This window comes from Rhodococcus sp. NPDC019050, from assembly GCF_055664235.1.
This window is the reverse complement of sequence record NZ_JBVOON010000002.1, coordinates 55,753-79,945: the sequence shown is the minus strand read 5'-3', so window position 1 is coordinate 79,945 and position 24,193 is coordinate 55,753. Positions and strand designations below refer to the sequence as shown.

Annotated in this window: 21 protein-coding genes; 3 read left to right on the top strand and 18 right to left on the bottom strand. The window is 68.4% G+C overall.

From position 1 onward, the window contains the following. Window positions 1-90: 90 nt before the first annotated feature. From AC0B44_RS02940 to AC0B44_RS02870, 15 genes are all read right to left on the bottom strand, one after another. Window positions 91-1,398: an ammonium transporter gene (locus tag AC0B44_RS02940; RefSeq protein WP_471901442.1), complete on the bottom strand. Its 1,308-nt coding sequence runs from the start codon at window positions 1,396-1,398 to the stop codon at window positions 91-93. Window positions 1,399-1,670: 272 nt separating this feature from the next. Next, entirely contained in the window at window positions 1,671-3,152 is a 1,482-nt protein-coding gene (gene ftsY, locus AC0B44_RS02935) for a signal recognition particle-docking protein FtsY (protein WP_471901441.1), read from the bottom strand. A gap of 12 nt (window positions 3,153-3,164) precedes the next feature. Continuing rightward, window positions 3,165-6,788, bottom strand: a complete 3,624-nt coding sequence (gene smc, locus AC0B44_RS02930) for a chromosome segregation protein SMC (RefSeq protein ID WP_471901440.1) — start codon at window positions 6,786-6,788, stop codon at window positions 3,165-3,167. Between the two features lie 22 nt (window positions 6,789-6,810). Further along, window positions 6,811-7,092: an acylphosphatase gene (locus AC0B44_RS02925; RefSeq protein ID WP_471901439.1), complete on the bottom strand. Its 282-nt coding sequence runs from the start codon at window positions 7,090-7,092 to the stop codon at window positions 6,811-6,813. 7 nt (window positions 7,093-7,099) lie between these two features. Further along, window positions 7,100-7,537: an OsmC family protein gene (locus tag AC0B44_RS02920; RefSeq protein WP_471901438.1), complete on the bottom strand. Its 438-nt coding sequence runs from the start codon at window positions 7,535-7,537 to the stop codon at window positions 7,100-7,102. 80 nt (window positions 7,538-7,617) lie between these two features. Then, window positions 7,618-8,502 (bottom strand): bifunctional DNA-formamidopyrimidine glycosylase/DNA-(apurinic or apyrimidinic site) lyase, encoded by an 885-nt coding sequence (mutM, locus tag AC0B44_RS02915; protein ID WP_471901437.1) that lies wholly within the window; start codon window positions 8,500-8,502, stop codon window positions 7,618-7,620. 3 nt (window positions 8,503-8,505) lie between these two features. Then, window positions 8,506-9,279 carry a ribonuclease III gene (gene rnc / locus AC0B44_RS02910; RefSeq protein ID WP_471901436.1) on the bottom strand — a complete coding sequence of 258 codons (774 nt, stop codon included), beginning with the start codon at window positions 9,277-9,279 and terminating at the stop codon, window positions 8,506-8,508. A 13-nt stretch (window positions 9,280-9,292) separates the two neighbouring features. Beyond that, on the bottom strand, window positions 9,293-9,475 hold the full coding sequence (gene rpmF, locus AC0B44_RS02905) for a 50S ribosomal protein L32 (protein ID WP_006551208.1): 183 nt from the start codon (window positions 9,473-9,475) through the stop codon (window positions 9,293-9,295). A 2-nt stretch (window positions 9,476-9,477) separates the two neighbouring features. Continuing rightward, window positions 9,478-10,002, bottom strand: a complete 525-nt coding sequence (locus AC0B44_RS02900) for a YceD family protein (protein WP_471901435.1) — start codon at window positions 10,000-10,002, stop codon at window positions 9,478-9,480. A gap of 189 nt (window positions 10,003-10,191) precedes the next feature. Then, the gene (locus AC0B44_RS02895; RefSeq protein ID WP_471901434.1) at window positions 10,192-10,950 is read right to left on the bottom strand and encodes a DivIVA domain-containing protein; all 759 of its coding nucleotides are present in this window, start codon (window positions 10,948-10,950) and stop codon (window positions 10,192-10,194) included. Window positions 10,951-11,089: 139 nt separating this feature from the next. Beyond that, a complete protein-coding gene (coaD, locus tag AC0B44_RS02890; protein ID WP_471901433.1) occupies window positions 11,090-11,593 on the bottom strand; it encodes a pantetheine-phosphate adenylyltransferase in 504 nt (167 codons plus the stop codon). Beyond that, window positions 11,590-12,156, bottom strand: coding sequence for a 16S rRNA (guanine(966)-N(2))-methyltransferase RsmD (gene rsmD / locus AC0B44_RS02885; RefSeq protein ID WP_471901432.1), 567 nt, complete (start codon window positions 12,154-12,156; stop codon window positions 11,590-11,592). Before rsmD ends, coaD begins: the two co-directional genes overlap by 4 nt. Next, window positions 12,153-15,554, bottom strand: a complete 3,402-nt coding sequence (locus AC0B44_RS02880) for a pyruvate carboxylase (RefSeq protein WP_471901431.1) — start codon at window positions 15,552-15,554, stop codon at window positions 12,153-12,155. The genes rsmD and AC0B44_RS02880 overlap by 4 nt, the downstream gene beginning before the upstream one ends. A gap of 196 nt (window positions 15,555-15,750) precedes the next feature. Beyond that, window positions 15,751-18,060 carry an ATP-dependent DNA helicase RecG gene (gene recG / locus AC0B44_RS02875; RefSeq protein ID WP_471901430.1) on the bottom strand — a complete coding sequence of 770 codons (2,310 nt, stop codon included), beginning with the start codon at window positions 18,058-18,060 and terminating at the stop codon, window positions 15,751-15,753. 47 nt (window positions 18,061-18,107) lie between these two features. Further along, window positions 18,108-19,820 (bottom strand): DAK2 domain-containing protein, encoded by a 1,713-nt coding sequence (locus AC0B44_RS02870; RefSeq protein WP_471901429.1) that lies wholly within the window; start codon window positions 19,818-19,820, stop codon window positions 18,108-18,110. A 177-nt stretch (window positions 19,821-19,997) separates the two neighbouring features. Between AC0B44_RS02870 and rpmB the strand changes: the two genes are divergently transcribed. Together rpmB and AC0B44_RS02860 are read left to right on the top strand one after the other, a co-directional pair. Further along, on the top strand, window positions 19,998-20,186 hold the full coding sequence (gene rpmB, locus AC0B44_RS02865; protein ID WP_072698660.1) for a 50S ribosomal protein L28: 189 nt from the start codon (window positions 19,998-20,000) through the stop codon (window positions 20,184-20,186). Window positions 20,187-20,273: 87 nt separating this feature from the next. After that, window positions 20,274-21,068 carry an enoyl-CoA hydratase/isomerase family protein gene (locus AC0B44_RS02860; RefSeq protein ID WP_471901428.1) on the top strand — a complete coding sequence of 265 codons (795 nt, stop codon included), beginning with the start codon at window positions 20,274-20,276 and terminating at the stop codon, window positions 21,066-21,068. A gap of 22 nt (window positions 21,069-21,090) precedes the next feature. Here AC0B44_RS02860 and AC0B44_RS02855 read toward each other — a convergent pair whose 3' ends face one another. From AC0B44_RS02855 to AC0B44_RS02845, 3 genes are all read right to left on the bottom strand, one after another. Further along, complete coding sequence (locus tag AC0B44_RS02855; protein WP_471901731.1) at window positions 21,091-21,765, bottom strand: uracil-DNA glycosylase; 675 nt, start codon at window positions 21,763-21,765, stop codon at window positions 21,091-21,093. A 136-nt stretch (window positions 21,766-21,901) separates the two neighbouring features. After that, window positions 21,902-22,423, bottom strand: a complete 522-nt coding sequence (locus tag AC0B44_RS02850) for a gamma carbonic anhydrase family protein (RefSeq protein ID WP_471901427.1) — start codon at window positions 22,421-22,423, stop codon at window positions 21,902-21,904. 10 nt (window positions 22,424-22,433) lie between these two features. Beyond that, window positions 22,434-23,405, bottom strand: coding sequence for a thiamine-phosphate kinase (locus tag AC0B44_RS02845; protein WP_471901426.1), 972 nt, complete (start codon window positions 23,403-23,405; stop codon window positions 22,434-22,436). Window positions 23,406-23,514: 109 nt separating this feature from the next. Here AC0B44_RS02845 and AC0B44_RS02840 point away from each other — a divergent pair, with 109 nt between their 5' ends. After that, window positions 23,515-24,141, top strand: coding sequence for a DUF3515 domain-containing protein (locus AC0B44_RS02840; protein ID WP_471901425.1), 627 nt, complete (start codon window positions 23,515-23,517; stop codon window positions 24,139-24,141). The last annotated feature ends 52 nt before the right edge of the window (window positions 24,142-24,193 follow it).

Here is a 24,193-nt window from a genome sequence, read left to right as displayed (position 1 = left end):
ATCCTCATCCTTCCCAGTGCCCACTGGCTACTGCGATCACTGCCCGTTGTCTTGGTCTTCTTATCACTTCGGTGCGTTGAAGAAGTTCGGTCACTTCAACGCGGTGGCGAAGTCGTACGCGGATTCCGCGTGCTCGGCTTCGTCGATTCCACGGGCTTCTTCCTCGTCCGTCACACGCCAGCCGAGCGGCTTGAGGGCGTAGGCGATGATGAGGGTGACCACTGCGGTGAACACGAGGGCGACAACCGCGATGACGATCTGAACGACGAGCTGCTTGTAGTCGCCACCGTAGAACAGGCCGGTCTCGGTTCCGAGGAATCCGATGGCCACGGTGCCCCAGAGGCCGGAGACGAGGTGCACGCCGACGACGTCGAGCGAGTCGTCGTAACCGAACTTGTACTTCAAGCCGACGGCCAGGGCGGACAGCACACCTGCGATGACACCGAGGGCGATCGAGCCGACGGGGCTCAGCGAACCGGCAGCGGGGGTGATGGCCACGAGGCCTGCAACTGCACCCGACGCGGCACCGAGGCTGGTGGCCTTGCCGTCACGCAGACGCTCGGTGAGGAGCCAGCCGAGGATCGCAGCGGCGGTAGCGGTGGTGGTGTTGACCCAGGCGAGACCCGCGAGTCCGTCCGCGGCGAATGCCGAACCGGCGTTGAAGCCGAACCAGCCGAACCACAGCAGTGCTGCGCCGAGCATGACGAACGGGAGGTTGTGCGGACGGAACGCGGTGCGACCGAAGCCGGTGCGCTTGCCGACCACCAGTGCGAGGACGAGTGCTGCGATACCTGCGTTGATGTGGACCACGGTGCCGCCGGCGAAGTCGATCGGGGAGACCGTGGCGACGAGGCCGCCTTCACCGTCGTCGGAGGTGCCGAAGATCTTGGCTGCGAGGCCGTCTTCCGAACCGGAGAGCAGGCCGCCGCCCCACACCATGTGGGCGAGGGGGAAGTAGGCGCAGGTGACCCAGACTGCTGCGAACGCCATCCAGGTACCGAACTTGACACGCTCGGCAAGCGCACCGCTGATCAGCGCGGTGGTGATGATCGCGAAGGTCACCTGGAAGCCGATGTCGATGATCTGCGGGTAGTCGCCGAGGCCGGGAAGGAACTCACCGTTCTCGTCGTAGATCGCACCCTGCAGACCGAAGTGCTGGAACGGGTTGGCGAAGATGCCGCCGATGTCTTCGGAGCCGTAGGACATGGACCAGCCCCACAGCACGTAGATGACACCGATCACGGCCATCGCCCCGAACGACATCATCATCATGTTCAGGACGGATTTCGCCCGGGACATTCCGCCGTAGAAGAACGCCAGACCCGGTGTCATCAACAGCACGAGTGACGCTGCCATCAGCATCCATGCTGCGTCCCCGGTGTTCACCACTTCCTCCACTTGCAACCTCCCTGTTGGTCGCGCCGGACGGCGCGTCGTCATCGAGGGAAAGCTTGGTGGTGCCATGTTTCATCGGGGGCGCCGCACTGTTTCGAGGGTGTGAACGACGATCCGGAGTGTGTTTCGTCTGTGTTTCACCGGCCGCGCGGGCCTCTCGATCACAACCGGACAAACCGGATTCGACCGAAATCTTGGTGCTGGGTCGTGGAAGTGGTGTGTGGCCGCTCCCCTCTGTCGAGGGAAGCGGCCACACGAAAAAAGAACGACGACGGTCAGCCGAGCAGTGCGTCCACGAACGCCTCGGGCTCGAAGGGGGCGAGATCGTCGGCGCCCTCTCCCAGACCGACGAGCTTGACCGGCACGCCGAGTTCGTGTTGCACCTGGAACACGATGCCGCCCTTGGCCGTGCCGTCGAGCTTGGTGAGGACGACTCCGGTGATGTCGACGACGTCGGCGAACACCCGGGCCTGCATCAGCCCGTTCTGGCCGATGGTGGCGTCGAGCACGAGAAGCACCTCGTCGACTGCCGCCTTCTTCTCCACGACACGCTTGACCTTGCCGAGTTCGTCCATCAGGCCGACCTTGGTGTGCAGACGTCCTGCGGTGTCGATGAGCACCGCGTCGACACCGTTGTCGATGCCCTTCGCGACCGCGTCGAACGCCACAGCGGCGGGGTCGGCGGAATCCTTGCCGCGCACGACCTCGGCGCCGACCCGTTCGGCCCAGGTCTGCAACTGGTCGGCCGCAGCGGCACGGAAGGTGTCGGCCGCGCCGAGGAGCACCCGGCGACCGTCGGCGACGAGCACGCGAGCGAGTTTGCCGGTGGTGGTCGTCTTGCCGGTGCCGTTGACACCCACGACGAGCAGTACGGCCGGATGGTCGTCGTGCGGCAGCGCACGGATGGACCGATCGAGTTCGGGTCGCAGTTCGTCGACGAGGACGCTGCGCAGCAGTGCGCGGGCCTCCGCCTCGGTGCGCACGGTGTTCAGTGCGATCTGTTCACGCAGACGGTCGACGATCTTGGTCGTGGTCGCGGCGCCGAGGTCGGCGACGAGCAGCGTGTCCTCGATCTCCTCCCAGGAGTCCTCGTCGAGGTCGCCGCCGCCGATGAGGCCGAGCAGGCTCTTGCCGACTGCGGACTGCGAGCGGGCGAGGCGGCCGCGCAGACGGACGAGACGGCCGGCGGTGGGTTCGATCTCGTCGAGTTCGGGTGCCGCCGGTGCGGGGGCCACTTCGGGCTCGACGGTGGTGTCGGTGCTCGGCTGCGTCACCACGACGGGCTCGACGGGCTCCGCAGTCTCGGGCTCTGCGGGCACGGGCTCTGCGGGCACGGGCTCCGCAGTCTCGGGTTCCGCGGTTTCGGGCGCCGCGGTCTCGGGCTCTGCCTCGGGTGCGGGAGCAGGAGCGGTCTCGGGCGCAGGCTTCGGCGGCGTGACCGGCGGCGCGGTCGGCGCGGATGCCTCCGTGACCTCCTCCGGCAACGGCACGGTGCGAGGCGCGGGTGCCTTCTTCTCCGGCGCCGGCCGCTCGACCGGTTGCGGCGGCGCTGTGGCCGTCGGTCCCTGGGTGAAACTGAACCCGGTCTGCGCCTTGTATCCGCCCGAGCGGTCCTTCGCCTCTGCCGTGTCGAGCGCAGGCGTGTCTTTCACCTGCAACGACACCTGCCGACGCCGGTACAGCGTCAGACCGACGACGAGCGCAACGAGTACAACCGCCAGTGCGGCCGCGATGATTATCCAAGCTCCGGTACTCACGCCCCCATACTGTCAGGCTTGCGTGTCTTCCTCCGGTCCGGGGACAGATGTCGGGACGTTCTGTCCGCGCAGGCGCTGTGAGATGACACGGGTGATGCCGTCGCCTCGCATGCTGACGCCGTAGAGCGCGTCGGCGACTTCCATCGTCGGCTTCTGATGTGTGATCACGATCAGCTGGGATTTCTCGCGCAACTGCTCGAAAAGCCCGATGAGCCGACGCAGATTGGTGTCGTCCAGCGCCGCCTCGACCTCGTCCATGACGTAGAAGGGCGACGGCCGTGCCCGGAAGATCGCGACGAGCATCGCCACCGCGGTCAGCGACTTCTCGCCACCGGACAGCAGCGACAGGCGCTTGACCTTCTTGCCCGGTGGCCGGGCCTCGACCTCGATGCCGGTGGTGAGCATGTTGCCGGGCTCGGTGAGCACCAGCCTGCCTTCGCCACCCGGGAACAGTTTCGCGAACACCTGCTCGAACTCGCGCTCGACGTCGACGTACGCCTCGGTGAAGATCTGCAGGATTCTCGCGTCCACGTCTTCGACGACGGCCAGCAGGTCCTTGCGGGCGTTCTTCACGTCTTCGAGTTGGGTGGCGAGGAAGTTGTACCGCTCTTCGAGTGCCGCGAACTCTTCCAGCGCCAGCGGATTGACTTTGCCCAGGGTGTTGAGATCTTTTTCGGCGCGCTTGGCGCGGCGTTCCTGGGTGGTCCGGTCGTACGGCATGGGCTGAGGTGCGACCACCTGCTCGCCGCGTTCCCGCGCCTGCTCGTACTCGGCGATCTCGACATCGCTCGGGGGCAGCGGTACGTCGGGTCCGTACTCCGCGACCAGATCGTCGAGGGCGATGCCGTACTGCTCGAGGATCGTCTGCTCGAGTTGCTCGATGCGCAGTGCCGCCTGAGCGCGGGCGACCTCGTCCCGGTGCACGGAGTCGGTGAGCTGGTCGCGTTGCGTGGTGAGTTCCCGGACGAGGGAACGTGCGTGCTCGAGTTTCTCGGTGCATTCGGTGCGCAGGCGGGTGAGCTCTTCCCGGTGTGCGAGGGCCTCGGCGACCACCGTCTCGAGATGCGCGGAGACCCGGCTACCGGCTTCCGCAACCGCCGCTGCGACCGCCGCGGCCTGACGGCGACTCCGCCGGGCGCGCTCGGCGCGGGCGCGAGCCTCTCGTTCGGCCCGGGCTGCGCGACGCAGAGAATCTGCTTTGCCTCGTAGAGATTCCGCGCGTTCCTCGGCCGTGCGGGCGGCGAGCCGGGCTTCGACCTCCACCGCGCGCACCTCGGCGAGGGCCGCTGCTGTCATCTCTCGCTCGGCCGCCGTCGAGTCGGTGCCGCTGCCGTCGCCGCCGGACTGTTCGTCCTCGGCGAGCCGCAGGCGTTCTTCGAGCTCGACGAGCTTTTCCCGGGCGGTGTCGCGTTCCCTCTCCGCCGCCGAGCGTTGCGCGGACAGCCGTTCCGATTCGGCGTGCGCGGTCCGCGCGACCTGCCCGAGCCGTCCCAGCTGTTCGTACACCGCCGTCATGGCCGCGTCGGACTCGTTGAGGGCGGCGAGCGTCTGCTCGACGTGTTCGGCGCGATCCTTCTGTTCGGTGAGTGCCCCGGCGAGCGCTGCGGAGAGTTCTTCGGACCGGCGCACCGCCCGGTCGAGTGCCGCGCGGGAAGTATCGATGGCCGCCTGGATTTCGAGGGTGCTCGGGGCACGATCCGATCCGCCGATCACCCACCCGGATCCGGCGAGATCTCCGCCACGGGTCACCGCGCGCAGGTCGGGACGGCGGGCGCACACCTCGGCTGCGGCGGCCAGATCGTCGACGACGACCGTGCGCGCGAGCAGGGCGTCGAGCGCTCCCCGCAGACCGGCCGGGCACTCGACGACATCCCGCGCCCAGAGCGCACCCGCGGGCGGATCGCCTGCGTCGCCCGGCGCGGACGCATGCTCCGCGACGAATGCGACGCGGCCCTGGTCGGCGGCGGCGAGGGCTGCGACGGCGTCGTTCGCGTTCTGCACCGAGGCAACGGCGAGAGCGTCGGCGGCCGGTCCGAGCGCCGCGGCAATCGTGGCCTCGTAGCCGGGCGACACCTGAATCTTCTCGGCGAGCGACCCGAGCAGGGCGCCCGCGGGATCGTTGTCGAGCAGCCAGGCCGCACCGTCCTTGCGTTCGAGACCCATCGACAATGCGTCGATACGGGCCTCGAGCGAGGCGACTTCCTTGCCGGCCGCGCGTTCGGCTTGCTGCAGTTCGGTGACCCGCTCGTCGGCGAGTCGCTGCGCCGCGACGGCACGCTCGTGTTGTGCGTCGGCGTCGATCTCTCCGGCGTCGAGGTCGTCGATGCGACCCTGCGCGGTCTCGAACTCAGCTTGGGCTTCGACGCCGCGCAGTCGTGCTTCCTCGATCGCGACGGTCAGCCGCGCGATCTCCGAATCGATGGAGTCGGCACGCGTGCGGAACGTGTCGACCTGTCCGGCGAGCCGGGCGAGTCCTTCGCGCCGGTCGGCGATGGCGCGAACCGCAGCCATGTGCGCGCGTTCCGCGGCGACCGCGAGTTCTTCCTGCGCGGCGAGTTGTTCCCGCGCCGCCTCGAGGGTTCCGTGCGCGATCTCGACGGCTTCGACGAGTTCGGCCTCCTCGGCCGCGATGCGGTCGGCGCGAGCTTCCATCTCGTCGGGATCCTGCCCGGAGCGGTCCTCCGGTTCGCTGTGCAGGTGGCGGGCCCGTTCCTGCGCGACCCGCACGGTCGCCGACACCCGCTCGGCCAGCGCGGACAGCCGGAACCACGCCTGCGACGCCGCTTCCGCACCCGGGGTGAGCTGCGCGAGCGACTGTTCGTGGTGGGCGAGTTCGATGTTCGCGTCGTCGAGCGCCGACAGGATGTGGTCGAGGCGCTCCCGGATCGTGCGTTCCTGCTCGTCCTGACCGGCGAGTTCGGCGCGCCGGGTCACGAGGTCGTCGGCCGCGAGCCGCAACCGCGCATCGCGCAGGTCGGCCTGGATCGTCTGGGCGCGGCGCGCGACCTCGGCCTGCCTGCCGAGCGGCTTGAGCTGGCGACGCAGTTCTGCGGTCAGGTCGGTGAGGCGGGCAAGATTCGCTTGCATCGAGTCGAGCTTGCGAACCGCTTTTTCCTTGCGTCGGCGGTGTTTGAGGACACCGGCCGCCTCTTCGATGAAGGCCCGGCGGTCCTCCGGCCGCGACTCGAGGATGGCGGCGAGCCGTCCCTGCCCGACGATGACGTGCATCTCGCGTCCGATGCCGGAGTCCGAGAGCAGTTCCTGCACGTCCATGAGCCGGCAGGAACTGCCGTTGATCTCGTACTCGCCGGCTCCGTCGCGGAACATGCGGCGGGTGATGGACACCTCGGAGTACTCGATGGGCAGCGCGCCGTCGCTGTTGTCGATGGTGAGGGTCACTTCGGCACGGCCGAGCGGGGGTCTGCCCGCGGTGCCCGCGAAGATCACGTCCTGCATCTTGCCGCCGCGGAGCGCCTTGGCGCCCTGCTCGCCCATCACCCATGTCAGGGCGTCGACCACGTTCGATTTGCCGGAACCGTTGGGTCCGACGACGCAGGTGATACCGGGCTCGAAACGCAGAGTCGTCGACGACGCGAAAGACTTGAAGCCCTTCAGCGTCAGACTCTTCAAATGCATGGGTTAGGACCTTACCGGCGAATCAGCGCTCGACGAATCCGTTGAGCCCGCCCCGCGCAGGTTCCCAGCTCTCGACGACGAGTTGGACGTCTCCCGGCGTGCCCGGCGAACGGAGCAACTCGAGGAGCCGTTCGAGGTCGGCGCGCGGACCCTCGGCGATGACGAGGACCCGTCCGTCGGCGTGATTGGTGGCGTGCCCGACCAGACCGAGTTCGAGGGCTCGCGCCCGCGTCCACCAGCGGAATCCGACGCCCTGGACGCGTCCGTGGACCCACGCGGTCAGCCGCTGCGGTGTCTCGGTCACGGCGTGCCTACGCGTCCGGTGTGATGGTCAGGGTCACCTTCGTGCCCCGTTCGAGCGTGCGGCCGACGGTGCACACCTTGGCGATGGAACGTTCGACGAGAGCGATCAGGCGCTGCTGCGCGTCGGCGTCGAGTTCCGACAGGTCGAGTTCGATGTTCTCGGCCAGGTGCGGATAGACCTCGTTCTCGCGGTCGGCGGCACCCGCGACGCGAATGGTGGCGTCGTAGTCGTCGCCGAGCCGGCGGGAGAGCGGAAAGTCCGAGCTCATACCCGAGCACGCGGCGAGCGCGATCTTCAGCAGCTCTCCGGGGGTGAACACGCCGTCGACACTCTCGGAGCCGATGGCGACCTCCGCGCCGCGCGAGCTGCGGCCGGTGTAGCGACGGGTGCCGGTGCGCTCCACCCACAACTCGGTGGGCGGGGTATCAGGAGTCGGATCAGCCATACCGGGAATCTTCCCATGCGCGACCGACAGGCACGGCACGCAGGACCGCTTACCCGGCCTTGGCAACGGAAGGCAGGACTCTAGGAGAGGCGGCGCACCGGTCCGGTCGCGGCGCGCGGCCGAGGCTGACACTTCGGGCAACTGTAGGAGGAGCGGTTCATGAATTTCTCGCGACGGATGGGCGCGCCACACCGCCTGCACGGCAGGTTCTCTCGGCCGTAGACATCGAGCGACCGTTCGAAGTAACCCGATTCGCCGTTCACGTTGACGTACAGCGCGTCGAACGAAGTCCCTCCGACGGCGAGGGCCTCCCCCATCACCTCGCGGGCGGACTCGAGCACCGATTTCAGTTTCGGTGCGGACAGGCTGTCCGTCAGGCGGTTTCCGTGGATCTTCGCGCGCCACAACGCTTCATCGGCGTAGATGTTCCCGATCCCGGAGACAACCGTCTGGTCGAGCAGCGCTCGCTTGATCTCGGTGTGCTTGCCGCGCAACACCTTTACGACAGCAGCCGGATCGAACCGCGGGTCCATGGGATCACGCGCGATATGCGCGACGGGCACCGGAAGACGGTCCCCGTCGACGTCGACGAGCGGGGCGAGTGCCCATCCGCCGAACGTCCGCTGGTCGACGAATCGGAGGTCGGCGCCGTTGTCGAGGACGGCGCGGATACGCAGATGTTTCTCCTGCGGCACCGCCGGCGGTTGCACGAGCATCTGACCGCTCATGCCGAGGTGTACGACGAGTGCGAGGTCGCCGGGCTCGAGCACGAGCCACAGATACTTGCCGCGTCGCTCCGCCGCGTCGATGCGCTGCCCGGTCAGTTGCAGTGCGAGATCGCGCGGGCCCGGTTCGTGCCGACGGACCGCACGCGGGTGCAGCACCTCGACGGACTCGATGGTCGCGCCCAGGACGCGCGCCTCGAGACCCCGGCGAACGACCTCCACCTCGGGAAGTTCGGGCACGTGTCAGGCGTCCTCGGAAGAAGAGTCCGCCTCTGTGGTGTCGCCGGAAGACCGGTCGGAGAGGGCCTGCCACGCTGTGGAGGCGGCCTTCTGCTCGGCTTCCTTCTTGGTCCGGCCGACGCCGACGCCGAGTGGAGTGCCGCCGATGATCGCGGTGGCGGTGAATTCCTTGTCGTGATCCGGTCCGGTTGCCGTGATCTCGTAGACGGGGACGCCCAGGCCGCGTTCGGCGGTGAGTTCCTGGAGGCTCGTCTTCCAGTCGAGGCCGGCACCGAGGCGAGGGCCGCGTTCGAGGAGGTCACTGAACAGTCGCAGCACGACCTCGCGGGCGACGTCGATGCCGTGCTGTAGATGCACGGCGCCGAGCAGGGATTCCATGCCGTCGGCGAGAATGCTGGCTTTGTCCTTGCCCCCGGTGAGTTCTTCACCCTTGCCGAGGAGCAGATGTGCGCCGAGTCCGCCGGGGCCGAGCTTGCGCGCGACTTCCGCGAGAGCATGCATGTTGACGACGCTCGCGCGGATCTTGGCGAGTTCACCTTCGGACTTGTCCGGGTGGGTCAGATACAGCTTTTCAGTGACGGCGAGGCCGAGGACCGCGTCGCCGAGAAACTCGAGGCGTTCGTTGGTGGGCAGACCGCCGTTCTCGTAGGCATACGAGCGGTGCGTCAGCGCCAGGATCAATAATTCGGGTTCCAAAGTCACGCCGAGGGCGACGAGGAGAGGTTCGTACTCCTCCTCGTCGCCCACGGGTGGTGTATTGGTCGACTTGCTCGTCACGTGAGTACCGGTCTTAGACGGGCGCGGTCACCTGACGGCCGTTGTACGTACCGCACGACGGGCACGCCACGTGGGGCAGCTTCTTCTCGCCGCAACCACGGTTCGGGCAGGTGACGAGCGTCGGCGCAGTGGTGTTCCACTGGCTGCGCCGCGACCGGGTGTTGGAACGCGACATTCTGCGCTTGGGGACGGCCACGTCTACTTCTCCTCGTTGTTCATGCTGTCGATTTCACTGCTGGGTTCTTCGGAGCCTGCACCGATTTTGGCTGCCAACCCAGCCCAGCGAGGATCCATTGTCTCATGCCCGTGCCCGGATTCCGCAATCGCCAGGCGAATGCCGCATTCGGGACACAAGCCCGCACAATCGTCGCTGCACAACGGCTGGAGTGGAAGCTCCAGGCCCACCGCATCGACGAGGACGGGTTCGAGGTCGATCAGGTCGTCTTCGACCCGGTAGACCTCATCTTCGGCGGAAGTCTGATCCGTAACGCTGTCCGGGTAGGCGAACAACTCGGTGAGATACAGATCCACAGGTTCGGTGAACGGCTCGAGACAACGCGAGCATTCACCGACAGCCTCGGAACGAACTGTACCCGTGACCAGAACACCTTCGGACACCGCCTCCAACCGGAGGTCGAGTGCGATGTCGGTACCCGGCTCGATAGCGATCAGGTCGAGCCCGATCCGAGCCGGAGACGGAACGACGCGCTCTACCGTACGCATGGAGCCGGGGCGCCTGCCCAGGGAGAGCGCATCCAGAACCAGACCGCCCTCTCGTTCGCGACGAGGCGCGTTGGTATGGCGGGAGGACACGAAAACTCACTTTCGGATAGACGGCGCTGCCAAGTGCTTGGGCAACCGCTCTATAATACGCGATCCGGCCGCCTGCAGGAAACCGTCGGGCACTCCCCCTCAGCGGCGCCGGGCCGCCCGATGGTCGGCCTCGGCGTAGTCGGGAACGCCGGAGGTGCGCAACTGCTGACGTCCGCGGCCCACCGAGCGCAGTGTCCCGCCGAGCAGTTCTTCGAATTCGGCGAGCTTGCTGTCGATGTACTCGTCGCATTCGGTGCGGAGCCGGTCCGATTCGGCGTGCGCCGAGTCGATGACGCGGGCGGATTCCGCGTGGGCGGCCTGGACCACCTCGGCCTGCGACACGAGCCGGGCCTTTTCTGCCTCACCCTCGGCCACCGACCGCTCGTACGACGCCTGCCCTGCCTCTGCCAGGCGTTCGGCATCGGCGCGTGCCCGGCCGGTGAGGATTTCGTACTGCTGCTTGCCGTCGGCGATGAGGTCGTCCGCCTCTACCTGCGCGTCCTGGACCAGTTCGCCGGCGTGGGCGCGGGCCTCCCCCACCATCCGGTCGGCCTGCGCCTTGGCGTCGGCGAGCATCCGGTCGGCGTCCGCTCGCGCGTTCTCGAGGAGGATGCGGGCCTCTTCGTCGGCGTCGCCCACGGTCTTGTCGGCCTGCGCACGCGCGTCGTCGATCAGCTTGTCGCGATGATCGAGGACGTCCTGCGCGTCGTCGAGTTCGGGCGGCAGCGCATCGCGGACGTCGTCGAGAAGCTCGAGTACGTCTCCGCGCGGAACCACACAACTAGCGGTCATCGGGACGCTGCGCGCCTCTTCGACGATCGCGACCAGTTCGTCGAGTGCCTCGAATACCCGGTACACGTTCTACCCCAATCACTCGCTTCACCCGGTCGTTGCGACCGCGCCTCATCCAGTCTGCCGCAGCGCGGCCCAGGGCTGTGTTCCCCGCGCCGGTGTGTCGAGAAACCGCGAGAAACCGTGAAGAGAGTGAGAAAGGTCGCTAGCGGCCGCCGTTACGCGCGGCAGCGCGTTCCGCGATGCGGGCGAGCAACCGCTCGTGGACTGCCGGCGGCAGCATGTCGGCGACGTCGCCACCGTAGGTCGCGACCTCTTTGACGAGGGAACTCGAGAGGTACCCGAAGGCGGGATTGGTCGCTACGAACAGTGTGTCGACCCCGGTGAGCTTGTGGTTCATCTGGGCCATCTGCAGTTCGTAGTCGAAGTCGTTGGCACCGCGCAGACCCTTGACGATCGCGGAGATGCCGTTCGCCTGCGCGTAGTCGACGAGCAGGCCCTGCCACGAATCGACCGTCACGTTTCCGAGGTGGGCGGTGGCCTCCGACAGCATCTCGAGTCGCTCGGGCACCGTGAACATGCCCTGCTTGTTCGGGTTGATCACCACGGTGACCACGAGTTCGTCGAACTGGAGGGCGGTCCGTCCGATGACGTCGAGGTGCCCGTTGGTCACCGGGTCGAAGGATCCTGGGCAGACCGCGCGGCTCATGACCCAGCACCGTAGCAGGTGGCGATTTCGATCCTGCTCTCCCCGTACTTGCGGATGCGTCCCGGCTCGAACGCCTCCGGCCACACCGTTTCCGGCGACCGGGACGACCGCTCGAGCACCACTACCGAGCCGTCCCCCACCCAGCCGCCGGCGAGGAGCGCGTCGAGGATCCCGGCGATCTGTTTCTCGTCCACCGCGTACGGGGGGTCGGCGAAGACAAGGTCGTACACCCGGTCGGCGGTTGTGGCGAGCACGGTCGCGACCGGCGCCGTGCGCAGCACCGCGCCCGGCACCCGGACGGTCGCGATGTTCTCCCGGATCACCGCCGCCGCCTTGGCGTCGGATTCGACGAGGACCGCGTGCGCGGCGCCCCGCGACAGCGCCTCGAGGCCGAGGGCGCCCGACCCGGCATACAGGTCGAGTACCGCGGCACCGTCGAGATCCATCCGGGCTTCGAGAGAACTGAAGAGTGCTTCGCGCACCCGCTCCGATGTGGGCCGGGTTCCGCGGGGCGGCACCTTCAGGCGCCGCCCCCCGGCACTCCCGGCAACGATGCGTGTCACTCGGAGCTGTCCCCCGTCGACACCTCCACGAGCAGGTCGCCGCCCTCGACCTGCTGGACGGGCCCGATCGCGACACGTGTCACACGGCCGCCGCGGGGTGCGGTGATGGCCGCCTCCATCTTCATCGCCTCGATGGTCGCCACCGTGTCGCCGGCGGAGACCGCGTCGCCTTCGGCCACAACGAGGGTCACCATGCCCGCGAACGGTGCCGCGACATGGCCCGGATGGTTCCGGTCGGCCTTCTCTGCGGCCGGGACCTCGGACGCGATCGATCGATCGCGGACCGACACCGGACGCAACTGGCCGTTGAGGATGCACATGACCGTCCGGAAGCCACGCTCGTCGGGGTCCGAGATCGCTTCGAGGCCGATGAGCAGTTCGACGCCCTTGTCCAGGCGCACCCGGTGCTCGTCGCTCTGCCGCAGTCCGTAGAAGAACTGGTTCGCCGACAACTCGGTGGTGTCGCCGTACTGCTCGCGGTGGTTCTCGAACTCCTTGGCGGGGCCGGGGAACAGCAACCGGTTGAGCGTGCGACGCCGCTCGAGCGAGGATCCGGCCAGGCCTTTCTCCTCGTCCGCGGTGAGCGGCGTTTCGGGCTTGGCGTCGGCTCGGCCCGCGAGCGCCTTGCTTCGGAACGGTTCCGGCCACCCACCTGCCGGGGTGCCGAGATCACCGCGTAGGAAGCCGATCACCGAATCCGGGATGTCGAACTTGCCCGGGTCCGCCGCGAAGTCGTCGACCGACACGCCCGCACCGACGAGGTGCAGCGCCAGGTCGCCGACGACCTTCGACGACGGAGTGACCTTGATGAGCCGCCCGAGCAGCCGGTCGGCGCCGGCGTAGGCCGCTTCGACGTCCTCGAACCGATCGCCCAGTCCCAGCGCAATGGCCTGCTGGCGCAGGTTCGACAGCTGACCGCCCGGAATCTCGTGGGTGTACACGCGGCCCGTCGGCGCCGGCAGACCCGACTCGAACGGCTTGTAAACCTTGCGCAGCGCTTCCCAGTACGGCTCGAGATCGCACACCGCCTGCAGGTCGAGGCCGGTATCGAACTCACTGTTCGCCGCTGCGGCCACGATCGCCGACAGTGCCGGCTGGCTCGTGGTTCCGGCGAGCGCCGCCGACGCACCGTCGACCGCGTCGGCACCCGCGTGCCATGCCGCGAGGTAGGTCGCGAGCTGACCGCCCGGGGTGTCGTGGGTGTGTACGTGGACCGGCAGGTCGAAGTTCTTACGCAGTGCCGAGACCAGAGTCGCCGCTGCCGGTGCGCGCAGCAGTCCGGCCATGTCCTTGATGGCGAGCACGTGGGCACCCGCGTCGACGATCTGCTCGGCCAGCTTCAGGTAGTAGTCGAGCGTGTAGATGGTCTCGTTCGGATTCGACAGGTCGCCGGTGTACGACATCGCGACCTCGGCGATCGTTGTCCCGGTCTCGCGGACCGCGTCGATCGCCGGACGCATCTGGTCGACGTTGTTGAGGGCGTCGAAGATGCGGAAGATGTCGATGCCGGTCGCAGCGGCCTCCTGCACGAAGGCGCGGGTCACCGCTTCCGGGTACGGGGTGTACCCGACGGTGTTGCGGCCGCGCAGCAGCATCTGCAGGTTGATGTTGGGGATCGCTTCACGCAGCGCCGCCAGCCGCTCCCACGGGTCCTCGTGCAGGAAACGCAGTGCCACGTCGTACGTCGCGCCGCCCCACGCCTCGATGGACAGCAGTTCGGGCGTCATCCGGGCAACGTGCCCCGCCACCGTGAGCAGGTCCTTGCTGCGCACGCGGGTGGCGAGCAGCGACTGGTGCGCGTCGCGGAAGGTCGTGTCGGTGACGCCGAGCGCCTTCTGTTCACGCAGCGCGCGAGCGAAGCCCTCCGGGCCGAGATCGAGGAGGCGCTGGCGCGACCCTGCGGGCGGCTCGGTGCTCAGATCGATGTCGGGAAGCTTGTCGTGCGGGTACACCGTCGTCGGCCGCTCACCGTGCGGCTTGTTGACGGTGACGTCGGCGAGGTAGGTGAGGATCTTCGTTCCCCGGTCCGCCGACGAGCGCAGCGTCAGAAGCTGCGGGCGCTGCTCGATGAAGGAGGTGTTGATGCGCCCCGCGCGGAAGTCCTCGTCGACGAGGACGGCCTGCAGGAACGGGATGTTGGTGGACACCCCGCGGATACGGAACTCCGCGACCGCGCGGCGAGCACGCGCGACCGCGGCCTCGAAGTCGCGGCCCCGGCACGTGAGCTTGACCAGCATCGAGTCGAAGTGGGCCGAGATCTCGGCGCCGACCGAGGTGCCACCGTCGAGGCGGATACCGGCGCCGCCGGGAGTCCGGTAGCCGGTGATGCGTCCGGTGTCGGGCCGGAACCCGTTCGCGGGATCCTCCGTCGTGATGCGGCACTGGAGCGCGGCACCGCGGATGGTGATCTTGTCCTGGCTCAGCCCCAGATCCTCGAGCGATTCGCCGGCTGCGATGCGCAACTGCGACTGCACCAGGTCGACGTCGGTGATCTCCTCGGTGACCGTGTGCTCGACCTGGATCCGCGGGTTCATTTCGATGAACACGTGGTTGCCGCGTTCGTCGACGAGGAATTCGACGGTACCGGCGCACTGGTAGCCGATCTGGCGGGCGAACGCGACCGCGTCCGCGCAGATGCGCTCGCGCAACGCGGGGTCGAGGTTCGGTGCGGGCGCCAGCTCGATCACCTTCTGGTGCCGCCGCTGCAGCGAGCAGTCGCGCTCGTAGAGGTGGATGACGTTGCCGTACGTGTCGGCGAGGATCTGCACCTCGATGTGCCGGGGGTTGATCACGGCCTGTTCGAGGAAGACGGTGGGATCACCGAACGCGGCGTCGGCCTCACGGGAAGCGGCTTCGATCGCCTCGCGCAGCTGGTCCGGCTCGGCGACGCGACGCATTCCGCGGCCACCGCCGCCGGCCACGGCCTTGACGAAGATCGGAAAGTGCATGTCCTCCGACGCGGCGACCAGCGCGTCGACATCAGCCGACGGCTCCGACGACGCGAGCACCGGCAATCCGGCCGCCTTCGCAGCGGCGATCGCGCGGGCCTTGTTGCCGGTCAGTTCGAGAACCTCGGCGGACGGACCGACGAAGGTGATTCCGGCGTTGGCACAGGCCGCTGCCAGATCGGGGTTCTCCGAGAGGAATCCGTAACCCGGGTAGATCGCGTCGGCGCCCGCGGCCACCGCGGTCTCGACGATCCGGTCCACCGACAGGTAGGTCCGGACGGGGTGTCCTTCCTCCCCGATCTGGTACGACTCGTCGGCTTTCAGCCGGTGGAGCGAATTGCGGTCTTCGTACGGAAACACCGCGACGGTTCCTGCGCCCAGTTCGTAGGCGGCACGAAACGCCCGGATTGCGATCTCGCCACGGTTGGCGACAAGCACTTTGGAGAACATGGGATGACGGTACCGTGACGTAACAATCGAATCGGCTGGCCGGTTCCATATGCTGGGAAAGCGCGGCTACCTGTGACGACTGGAACAATTCAGTCGCCTCAGTTGTAACACCGGGGCAATCGTGCGGGTGTGTCGGAGGTAACCTCTCATTCCCTTACGCGCGGCGGTGCGCGCTCCGTAACAGGCGGTTCCCGGCTCAGGCTTTGTCCAGATACTCGATGCGCTCGTGGTCGATCGCGGCAGTCACCATGCTCGCCAGCCCCGGGTGTTCCCGCAGTCCGGGATCCTGCTCGGTGACGGTGCGCGCGAACGCCCGGGCGGCCTCGATGACCGCCACGTCGTCGACGAGCGAGAGCAATCGCAGAGTTGTGACCGTGCCGGACTGCGCTTTGCCGAGCACGTCGCCCTCGCGCCGCAACTGCAAGTCGAGTTGTGCGAGCTCGAAACCGTCGGTCGTTCCCGCGACGGCCTCGAGGCGCGTCATGGTGGGCGATCCCGGCTTCGTATCGGTCACCAGCAGGCACAGACCCTGGTGACCACCTCGGCCGACGCGCCCGCGGAGCTGGTGCAGCTGGCTCACGCCGAACCTGTCGGCGTCCACAATCACCATCACCGTCGCATTCGGCACGTCGACGCCGACCTCGACCACGGTGGTGCAGACGAGCACATCGAGGGCGCCGTCGTTGAACGCGCTCATCGCGGCGTCCTTCTCGTCGGCCGGCAGCCGGCCGTGCAGCAATCCCACCTTCAGGTCGCGCAGCGGACCCGACGAGAGCATCTCGTGCAGTTCGAGCACGGACGTGGTCTCGGGCGGTTCCTGCGCACCCGACTTGCTCTTGCGTCCCTTCGGCTGGGTTGCGGGTTCTGCGTCCGGGTCGAACTCGAGGTCCTCGGCGTCTCCGTCACCGATCCTCGAGCACACCACGTAGGCCTGCCGGCCGTCCGCCACTTCTTCCCGGATGCGTTCCCAGGCGCGGTCGACCCACGTCGGGTGCACTTTTGCCGGCACCACCCTGCTCACGATCGGTGAGCGGCCGCGAGGCAGTTCCCGGAGCGTGGAGACTTCGAGGTCGCCGAGCACCGTCATCGCGATGGTGCGCGGGATCGGTGTCGCCGTCATCACGAGCACGTGCGGGGACGCACCGTCCCGACCGCGCGAGCGCAATGAGTCGCGTTGTTCGACGCCGAACCGATGCTGTTCGTCGACCACGACGAGGCCGAGGTCGAAGAACTCGACACCCTCCTGGATGAGCGCGTGCGTCCCGATGACGATTCCGGCGTCTCCGGTCAGCGCTTCGTTGAGTGCCTTCCGCTTGCGCGCCGTGTTCATCGACCCGGTGAGGAGGGTGACGCGCGTCGCGAGTTCGTCGGCGCCGAGTTCTCCCGCCGACGCCAGGTCGCCGAGCATCGCGGTCAGCGACCGTGCGTGCTGCGCTGCGAGCACCTCCGTGGGGGCGAGCAGCGCACACTGGTGTCCCGAGTCGATGACCTGCAGCATCGCGCGCAACGCCACGATCGTCTTGCCGGAGCCCACCTCGCCCTGCAGCAGCCTGTTCATGGGGTGCGGGCGCGAGAGGTCGGCGGCGATCTCGTCGGCGACGGCGAGCTGGCCCTCGGTCAACTCGAACGGCAGACGGCGATCGAATTCGTCGGCCAATCCCCCGTCGCGATGCGAGCAGAGCGGGGCCGAGCGCACCTCCACGTCGTGGCGGCGTTGCGCGAGCGCGAGTTGCACCGCGGCGGCTTCGTCGAACTTGAGGCGATCGCGGGCCCGGTCCACTTCTTCTTTGGTGTCCGGCAGATGGATCAGACGGAGGGCCTCGTCGAGCCCGATGAACCCCTGCTCCTTCAGCACCCAGTCCGGCAACGGATCCGCGACCGGATCGAGCTGGTCGAGGACCTGGCGCACACATCGCATCACCGTCCAGGACTCGACGTCGCGGGTCGCCGGATACATCGGGATCAGCGCGCGGTCGAACACCGACATGTCCACACCACTTCCGTCCTGGGCGGTACGGGCGAGACCGGCAAGTGCACCGGCGCCGCGGACGCGGGCGGGGGCCGGGGCCGCCGAGACGAGGTCTTCGGCGTCGCGCGGCTCGGGCAGCACCACGTAGCTGGGGTGGGTGAGGCTCCACTTGTCCCGGAAGTATTTGACGGTGCCGGAGAACATCGCGCGCACACCGGGTTTGATGTTGTGCTTGACGCGGTGCGGGTTGAAGAAGGTCACGTCGATGGTGTGCCGATCGGAGCGCAACCGGACGGCCAGTCGTTTGCCCGCGCGCGACTTCATCGGTACTTCCTGCGCCGACTCGACGCGCGCGATGATCGTGATGTGCTGCCCCTCGGCGGGGCTGCTGTCTCCCAGTTCCGCCCCTTGCGTGGCGTAGCGGTGCGGGTAGTGCCGCAACAGGTCCTCGACCGTGCTCATCCCGAACGCGTCGGACAGGGCGTCCGCCGTCTTACGGCCGAGAAGATGATCGAGCCGGTCCGCGAGTGTCGCCACTGCCGTCCCTTCCGCTTTTTCCGTGTGGTGGCCCGCGGGCGCACCGACTACTCGACGCCGAGCTGCAACAGGTCGCTGCGCTGACCGCCCCGGTACACCACGACCTCCAGTGCGGGATGACTGTGATCGAGGTGCTCGGTCAGTTGCTCGGCGAGTCCGCCGGGAGCGTCGGCGCCGACCAGCATCGTCACGAGCTCGCCGCCCGCGGCGAGGATCTTGTCGAGCAGCGACACTCCCGCTGCCACCAGATCATGCTCGATGACCACGACATCATGGCCCGACAACCCGAGGCTGTCACCCGGTTCGCACTGTCCCACCCAGGTCAGGGCACGTTCTTGTGCGATTTGCAGCGATCCCCACCGGACGGCTGCGGCGGCTTCGGACATCGTGAACGCGTCGTCCACGGTGGCGCGGCCGGGGTCGTGGACGGCGAGCGCGGCCAGCCCTTGCACCATCGACGAACTCGGCAGGAACATCACGTTCCGGTTCTCGGACCGGGCCTGCACGCCCACGGCGACGACGTCCTGCGCCGACAGCGAGCCGTTCGGCAGCACGACCACGTCCCCTGCCGGCAGTGCCCGCACGGCCTCGAGCAGCCGGTCCGGGCCGAATTCGGTATCCGCGTGCAGCACCGAGGCGCCCTCGCTCTCGAACAGGTCACTCGTGCCGTGTCCGGCCACGACGGCGAGCACTGCGCGCCGCCCGGCGGACGTGGCGTGCAGCGGCACCACCGAGGCAGGCGTGCGGGACGGCGCCACGCACCCGCCGTCGGTCTCGGCACCGAGCGCGAAGCAGGTGATGTCGATGCGGATGAGAGAGCCTGCGGCGAGCCCGGCCTCGACGGCGGCGCCGGGATCGCAGCAGTGGACGTGGACCGACCAGGATCCGGCGCCGTCCCCGACCACCGCCACCGAGTCTCCGAGGGCGTCGAGGCGGACGCGGAGGACGTCGATGTCCTCGCTCTCCGCTCGTTCGACGACATACATGACCTCGTAGTCCTGCTGGGTCTCCGTACGCGGCGGCGTGGAGCGATCGGTAGTGGATGCGGTGACGGGCGGGGCAGGTGAACGAGTGATCTGGAGGCGCCGTTGGGGTCGCTGCCCGGTGGTGATCTCCACCAGGCAGTCGAGCAGGATCAGCAATCCGAGACCGCCGGCGTCGACGACTCCCGCTTCGGCCAGGACGTCGAGTTGGGCCGGCGTGTGTTGCAGGGCGTCCGCCGCAGCGTCGGCCGCAGCGACCGTGACGTCGCAGACGGTGGCGTCGGTGCCGCGGGCTGCCTTCTCGGCTCCTACCGCCGCAGCCTCGAGAACACTGACGATGGTGCCTTCCGCGGGGGTACTCAGCGCTTTCATCACGAGTTCCGACGCCCGCCTCAGGGCGTCGGCCAGTCCCCGGCCGTCGATGCTCGTGTGCCCGGCCACCGCGTCGGCGACACCGCGCAGGGCCTGGGCGACGATGACTCCGGAGTTCCCGCGGGCACCGAGGAACGCGCCCCGGGCGAGCCGCTCCGACACATCCGAGGCGGTGAGAGCTCCGTCCACCGGACCACCGATGTTGTCGACGGCGGACTGGAGGGTGAGCACGAGATTGGTGCCGGTATCTCCGTCCGGAACGGGGAAGACATTGAGAGTGTTGATCTCCTGGCGCCGCTCTTCGAGGGCTTCGAGCCCGATCTCGGCCCATCGCCGCAGCGCGCGCCCGCCGACCGTGTCCCCGACCTCGAGCACCAGCTCACACCCCTCTACGTCGCTGTTCATCCTCTGCCGGAAAGAGTAGCCGGGCGCCGTGCACACGTCCGGTTTGGTCATCCGCCGCGGAGTTCGCTAAGCTGTTTGAGTTGCCTCGCACGGGTGACTCGTGTTCCCCGTGTTTGCAGGACGCAGAGCAAGATCCAGAAGATGCATTATCCACTAGACACACAAGGAGTTCGCGACATGGCTGCCGTCTGCGACGTATGCGCCAAGGGCCCCGGCTTCGGGAAGTCGGTCTCGCACTCGCACCGGCGTACCAATCGTCGCTGGAACCCGAACATCCAGAGCGTTCGCGCTCAGGTTGCCCCGGGCAACACCCGCAAGATCAACGTGTGCACCTCCTGCCTGAAGGCAGGCAAGGTCACGCGCTGACCTCGGTCGAGCTGCAAACGAAGGCCCCCGGCGCGTAAAGCGCAGGGGGCCTTCGTCGTTCGTATCGGTGCCGGATATGGTGCCGGGATGAGTGAAAATCATCAGTCCCTCGTTCACGTCGAGGACGGAGTGCTGCGGATCGCTGTGGCGACCGCCGAACACGGCACTTCCCTGTCGCCCGCCGGCATGGAGCAGGGCACGGCAGCGCTCCGGGCCGCCGGCCCCGAGATCGGCGCGGTTCTGCTCGTCGGCGAGGGCAGCAACTTCTGCGCGGGGGGCAACGTCCGGGGCTTCGCAGGTGCCGAAGACCGAGGCGCGCATCTCTTCGACATCGCCAACCTGTTCCACGACTTCATCCGGGAAATCGACGCGATCGGCGTTCCGGTCGTGGCCGCCGTACACGGCTGGGCTGCCGGCGCCGGAATGAGCATCGTCCTGCACGCCGATATCGCACTCGCCGGCCCCGGAACCAAGCTGCGCGCGGCCTACCCGTCGATCGGGTTCTCCCCCGACGGCGGCATGTCGTGGACACTGCCCCGGATCGTGGGTCCCGCGCGCGCCCGCGAGATCATCATGACCGACGCGGTGATCAGCGCAGACGAGGGCGTTCGGCTCGGACTCCTCAGCCGGACCGTCGCCGACGACGAGATCGGGAGCGAGGCGCTGCGCATCGCCCGGACCCTCGCGCACGGTCCCACCCAGTCGTACGCGGCAATCCGCAGGCTCGTCGCCGAGTCGGATTCCCGGTCGCTCTCAGATCACCTCGACGCGGAAGCCGCGGCCATCTCCGCAGCCGCCACCACACCCACGGGCATCGAGGGTGTCGACTCGTTCGTCGAGAAGCGCCGCCCCGACTGGTCCGCCGTGCGCGCCCGGTCCTGACCCCCGTTACCGGAACCGGTGGTCAGGCCAGTCGCCAGTCCACCGGTTCCGCGCCCTGCGCGACGAGCAGGGCGTTCGCCCGGCTGAACGGGCGTGAACCGAAGAATCCGCGCGACGCCGACAGCGGCGACGGGTGCGCCGATTGCACGCTGGGAACGTCGCCGAGCATCGGCGTCAGGGTGGCGGCGTCGCGACCCCAGAGAATGGCGACGAGCGGAGTCCCCCGCGCGACGAGTGCGCGGATCGCCTGTGCGGTGACGGCTTCCCAGCCCTTGCCGCGATGAGAAGCGGCTTGCCCGGGAGCCACGGTGAGAACCCTGTTGAGCAGCAGCACGCCCTGCTGCGTCCACGGAGACAGATCACCGTTCGGAGGCTGCGGCAAACCGAGGTCGTCGGTGTACTCGCGGTAGATGTTGGTCAGGCTCCGGGGAATGGGACGCACCTCGGGGTTCACCGAAAAACTCAGTCCGACAGCATGTCCCGGCGTGGGATACGGGTCCTGTCCGACGATGAGAACGCGCACGTCCTCGAAGGGCTGCGTGAACGCCCGCAAGACGTCGGGCCCGGCCGGCAGGTAGTGGCGACCGGCCGCGAGTTCGGCCCTGAGGAACTGCCCCATCGCGGCGATGTCGTCGGCCACCGGCTCGAGCGCCTGCGCCCACCCTGGGTCGATGATCTCCGCCAACGGCTTTCCCATGCGGGCGGTCTGCTCGGTCACGTCTTCTACTCCTGATCATGGGGCACGGTCTGCCGGTGCCGTCATCGCAGGGACTCTTCTGCAATGCGGGCGGCCGGAGTGCCGGGTCGCGGATACGCCGGTCGGTGAGGGCCGGTCAGTCGATGCGGCGGAGCGCAGTGCGGTAGTACTCCGCGTTGGCCGCGTACATCTTCGCGTTCGCGTCGAAGTTCCCCTCCGGGATCTCCACTCCGTCGCGGACCTTCGCGGGCACGCCCATCGCCATGCGGCGGGCCGGCAACTCGAACCGGGGTGGGATCAGCGCGCCGGCCGCGACCTGGGCGCCCGCGCCGATGGTCGACCCGTTTAGCACGAGCGACCCCGATCCGATGAGCGCCCCGTCACCGATGGTCGCGCCCTCGATGTGCACGTTGTGGCCCACCACGCACCGCGCTCCGATGACGGTGGCCTCGATTGCCGTGCAGTGGATGATCGTGCCGTCCTGGATGTTGGTTTCCTCGCCGACGGTGATGGTGCCGTAGTCGGCACGCAGTACCGCGGTGGGCCAGACCGAGGCGCGGGCGCCGAGCGTGACGCTCCCGATCACCACCGCGTCGGGATGAACCCAGGCATCGGGGTGGATATCCGGGACACGATCGTCGAGTGCATAGACAGCCATGCAGCCCAACCTATCTCGAGGGAGTGGCCGAAAAGCTGTGCCACCCTCCCGGCCCGGGCGGACGCCGGCCGTCCACCGTCACACCCTGTCCCTCCTGCACCGTTCCGATACGCCGCCACCCGGGCGGCAGTGTCACGCCGGACGGGAAGCACGCTGCCAGCGCGTGATCCTCACCACCGGAGAGCACCCATTCCCACGGGTCCGCGCCGAGGTCTGCCCCGGCGGCGACAAGTCGCGCGTCGGGGGCGATCGCGGTGCTGTCGACATCGATCCCAACACCCGACGCGGCGGCGATGTGGCCGAGGTCGGCGACGAGGCCGTCGGAGATGTCGGTCCCCGCGTGGGCATCGGCGTCGGCCGCAGCGGGCCCCGCCTCGTACGGAGGCGCGGGAACGCGATGTGCGTCGACGAGATCGGGATGACCGTCGTGTCCGGCGACCAGCAGCGCGAGACCTGCCGCCGACCGGCCGACGGCTCCGGCGAGAGCGACCGTGTCACCGGCGCGCGCACCCGACCGGAGCAACGGAGCGCGGCCGGCGAGGTCGCCCAGCACCGTGACCGAGACGATCACCTCGCGCGCCTGGACGAGGTCGCCGCCGACGACACCTGCGCCGAGCGCTTCTGCCGCCTCACCGAGACCGGCGGAGATCTCGTCGAGCACGGAGGCCGGTGTCTCCGGAGGGCAGCCGAGCCCCACTACGAATGCAACCGGACGGGCACCGATCGCGGCGACGTCGGCACCGTTCTGCGCGACCGCTTTGCGTCCCACGTCGTGCGGGCTCGACCAGTCGAACCGGAAGTGGCGGCCCTCGACGAGCATGTCGGTCGAGACTGCGATCCTCCCGTCGGCTGCGGCGACGACCGCCGAGTCGTGGCCCGGCCCCACCAGCGTGGTGCCTGGTTGCCGGCGCCCCGCGACCGCGCGGGCGATGGCGGGAAACTCGCCGATATCGGCGACGGTCGGTCCGGTCTGATCTGCCACGGTGATGGGCGCCTCTTTCTCGGTCGGCAGCGGATACGGGCCGGTAGGCCCCCTGCTACGTTCGTTCACGCTACCGTTTGCCGACACCATCCCTCCGACGCTGGACACCATGAACAACACAACTTCTTCCGAGCAGGATCCCGACGAGCCGGAACCCACCGACACGGCAGGGTCCGAGCCGACCGAGACACCCGCGGAAGCGCGTCGTCATCCGGCACTGATCGCAACGGCGATCGCACTGCCGGTGGCACTGCTCGTGGGTGTGGTGGTCGCCGCCGTCTTCGTCGCCCGGACGCCGGTGAACTCGCCGGTGGGACTGGGCCCGGTGCCCGCACCCGACGCCGAATCCGACTCCTGCTCGGTGCTGGTCGAGGCACTCCCCGACGACCTGGGCGACTACAAGCGGGCCGAACTCGTCGACCCCGCGCCGGTCGGCGCCGCCGCGTGGCAGTCCGCGGACGGAGCCGAGGTCGTGTTGCGGTGCGGGCTCGAGCGACCCGCCGAGTTCGATCAGGCCGCCGCGCTGCAGGTCGTCGACCAGGTCCAGTGGTTCGAGGTCTCGGGTGCGCAGGAGGGCATCGAAGCGAGCACATGGTTCGCCGTCGACCGGCCCGTCTACGTCGCGCTGACCGTCCCCAACGGATCGGGACCAACTCCCCTGCAGGACATTTCGGCGGCGATTGCTGAAACGCTTCCGCAGCAGGACATCGATCCCGCCCCGGTCGAAGGGCCCTGAGCCACCCCGACCGGGGTCCTCACCCCGAGGCTGCGTCTACCGGTCTGCTTCC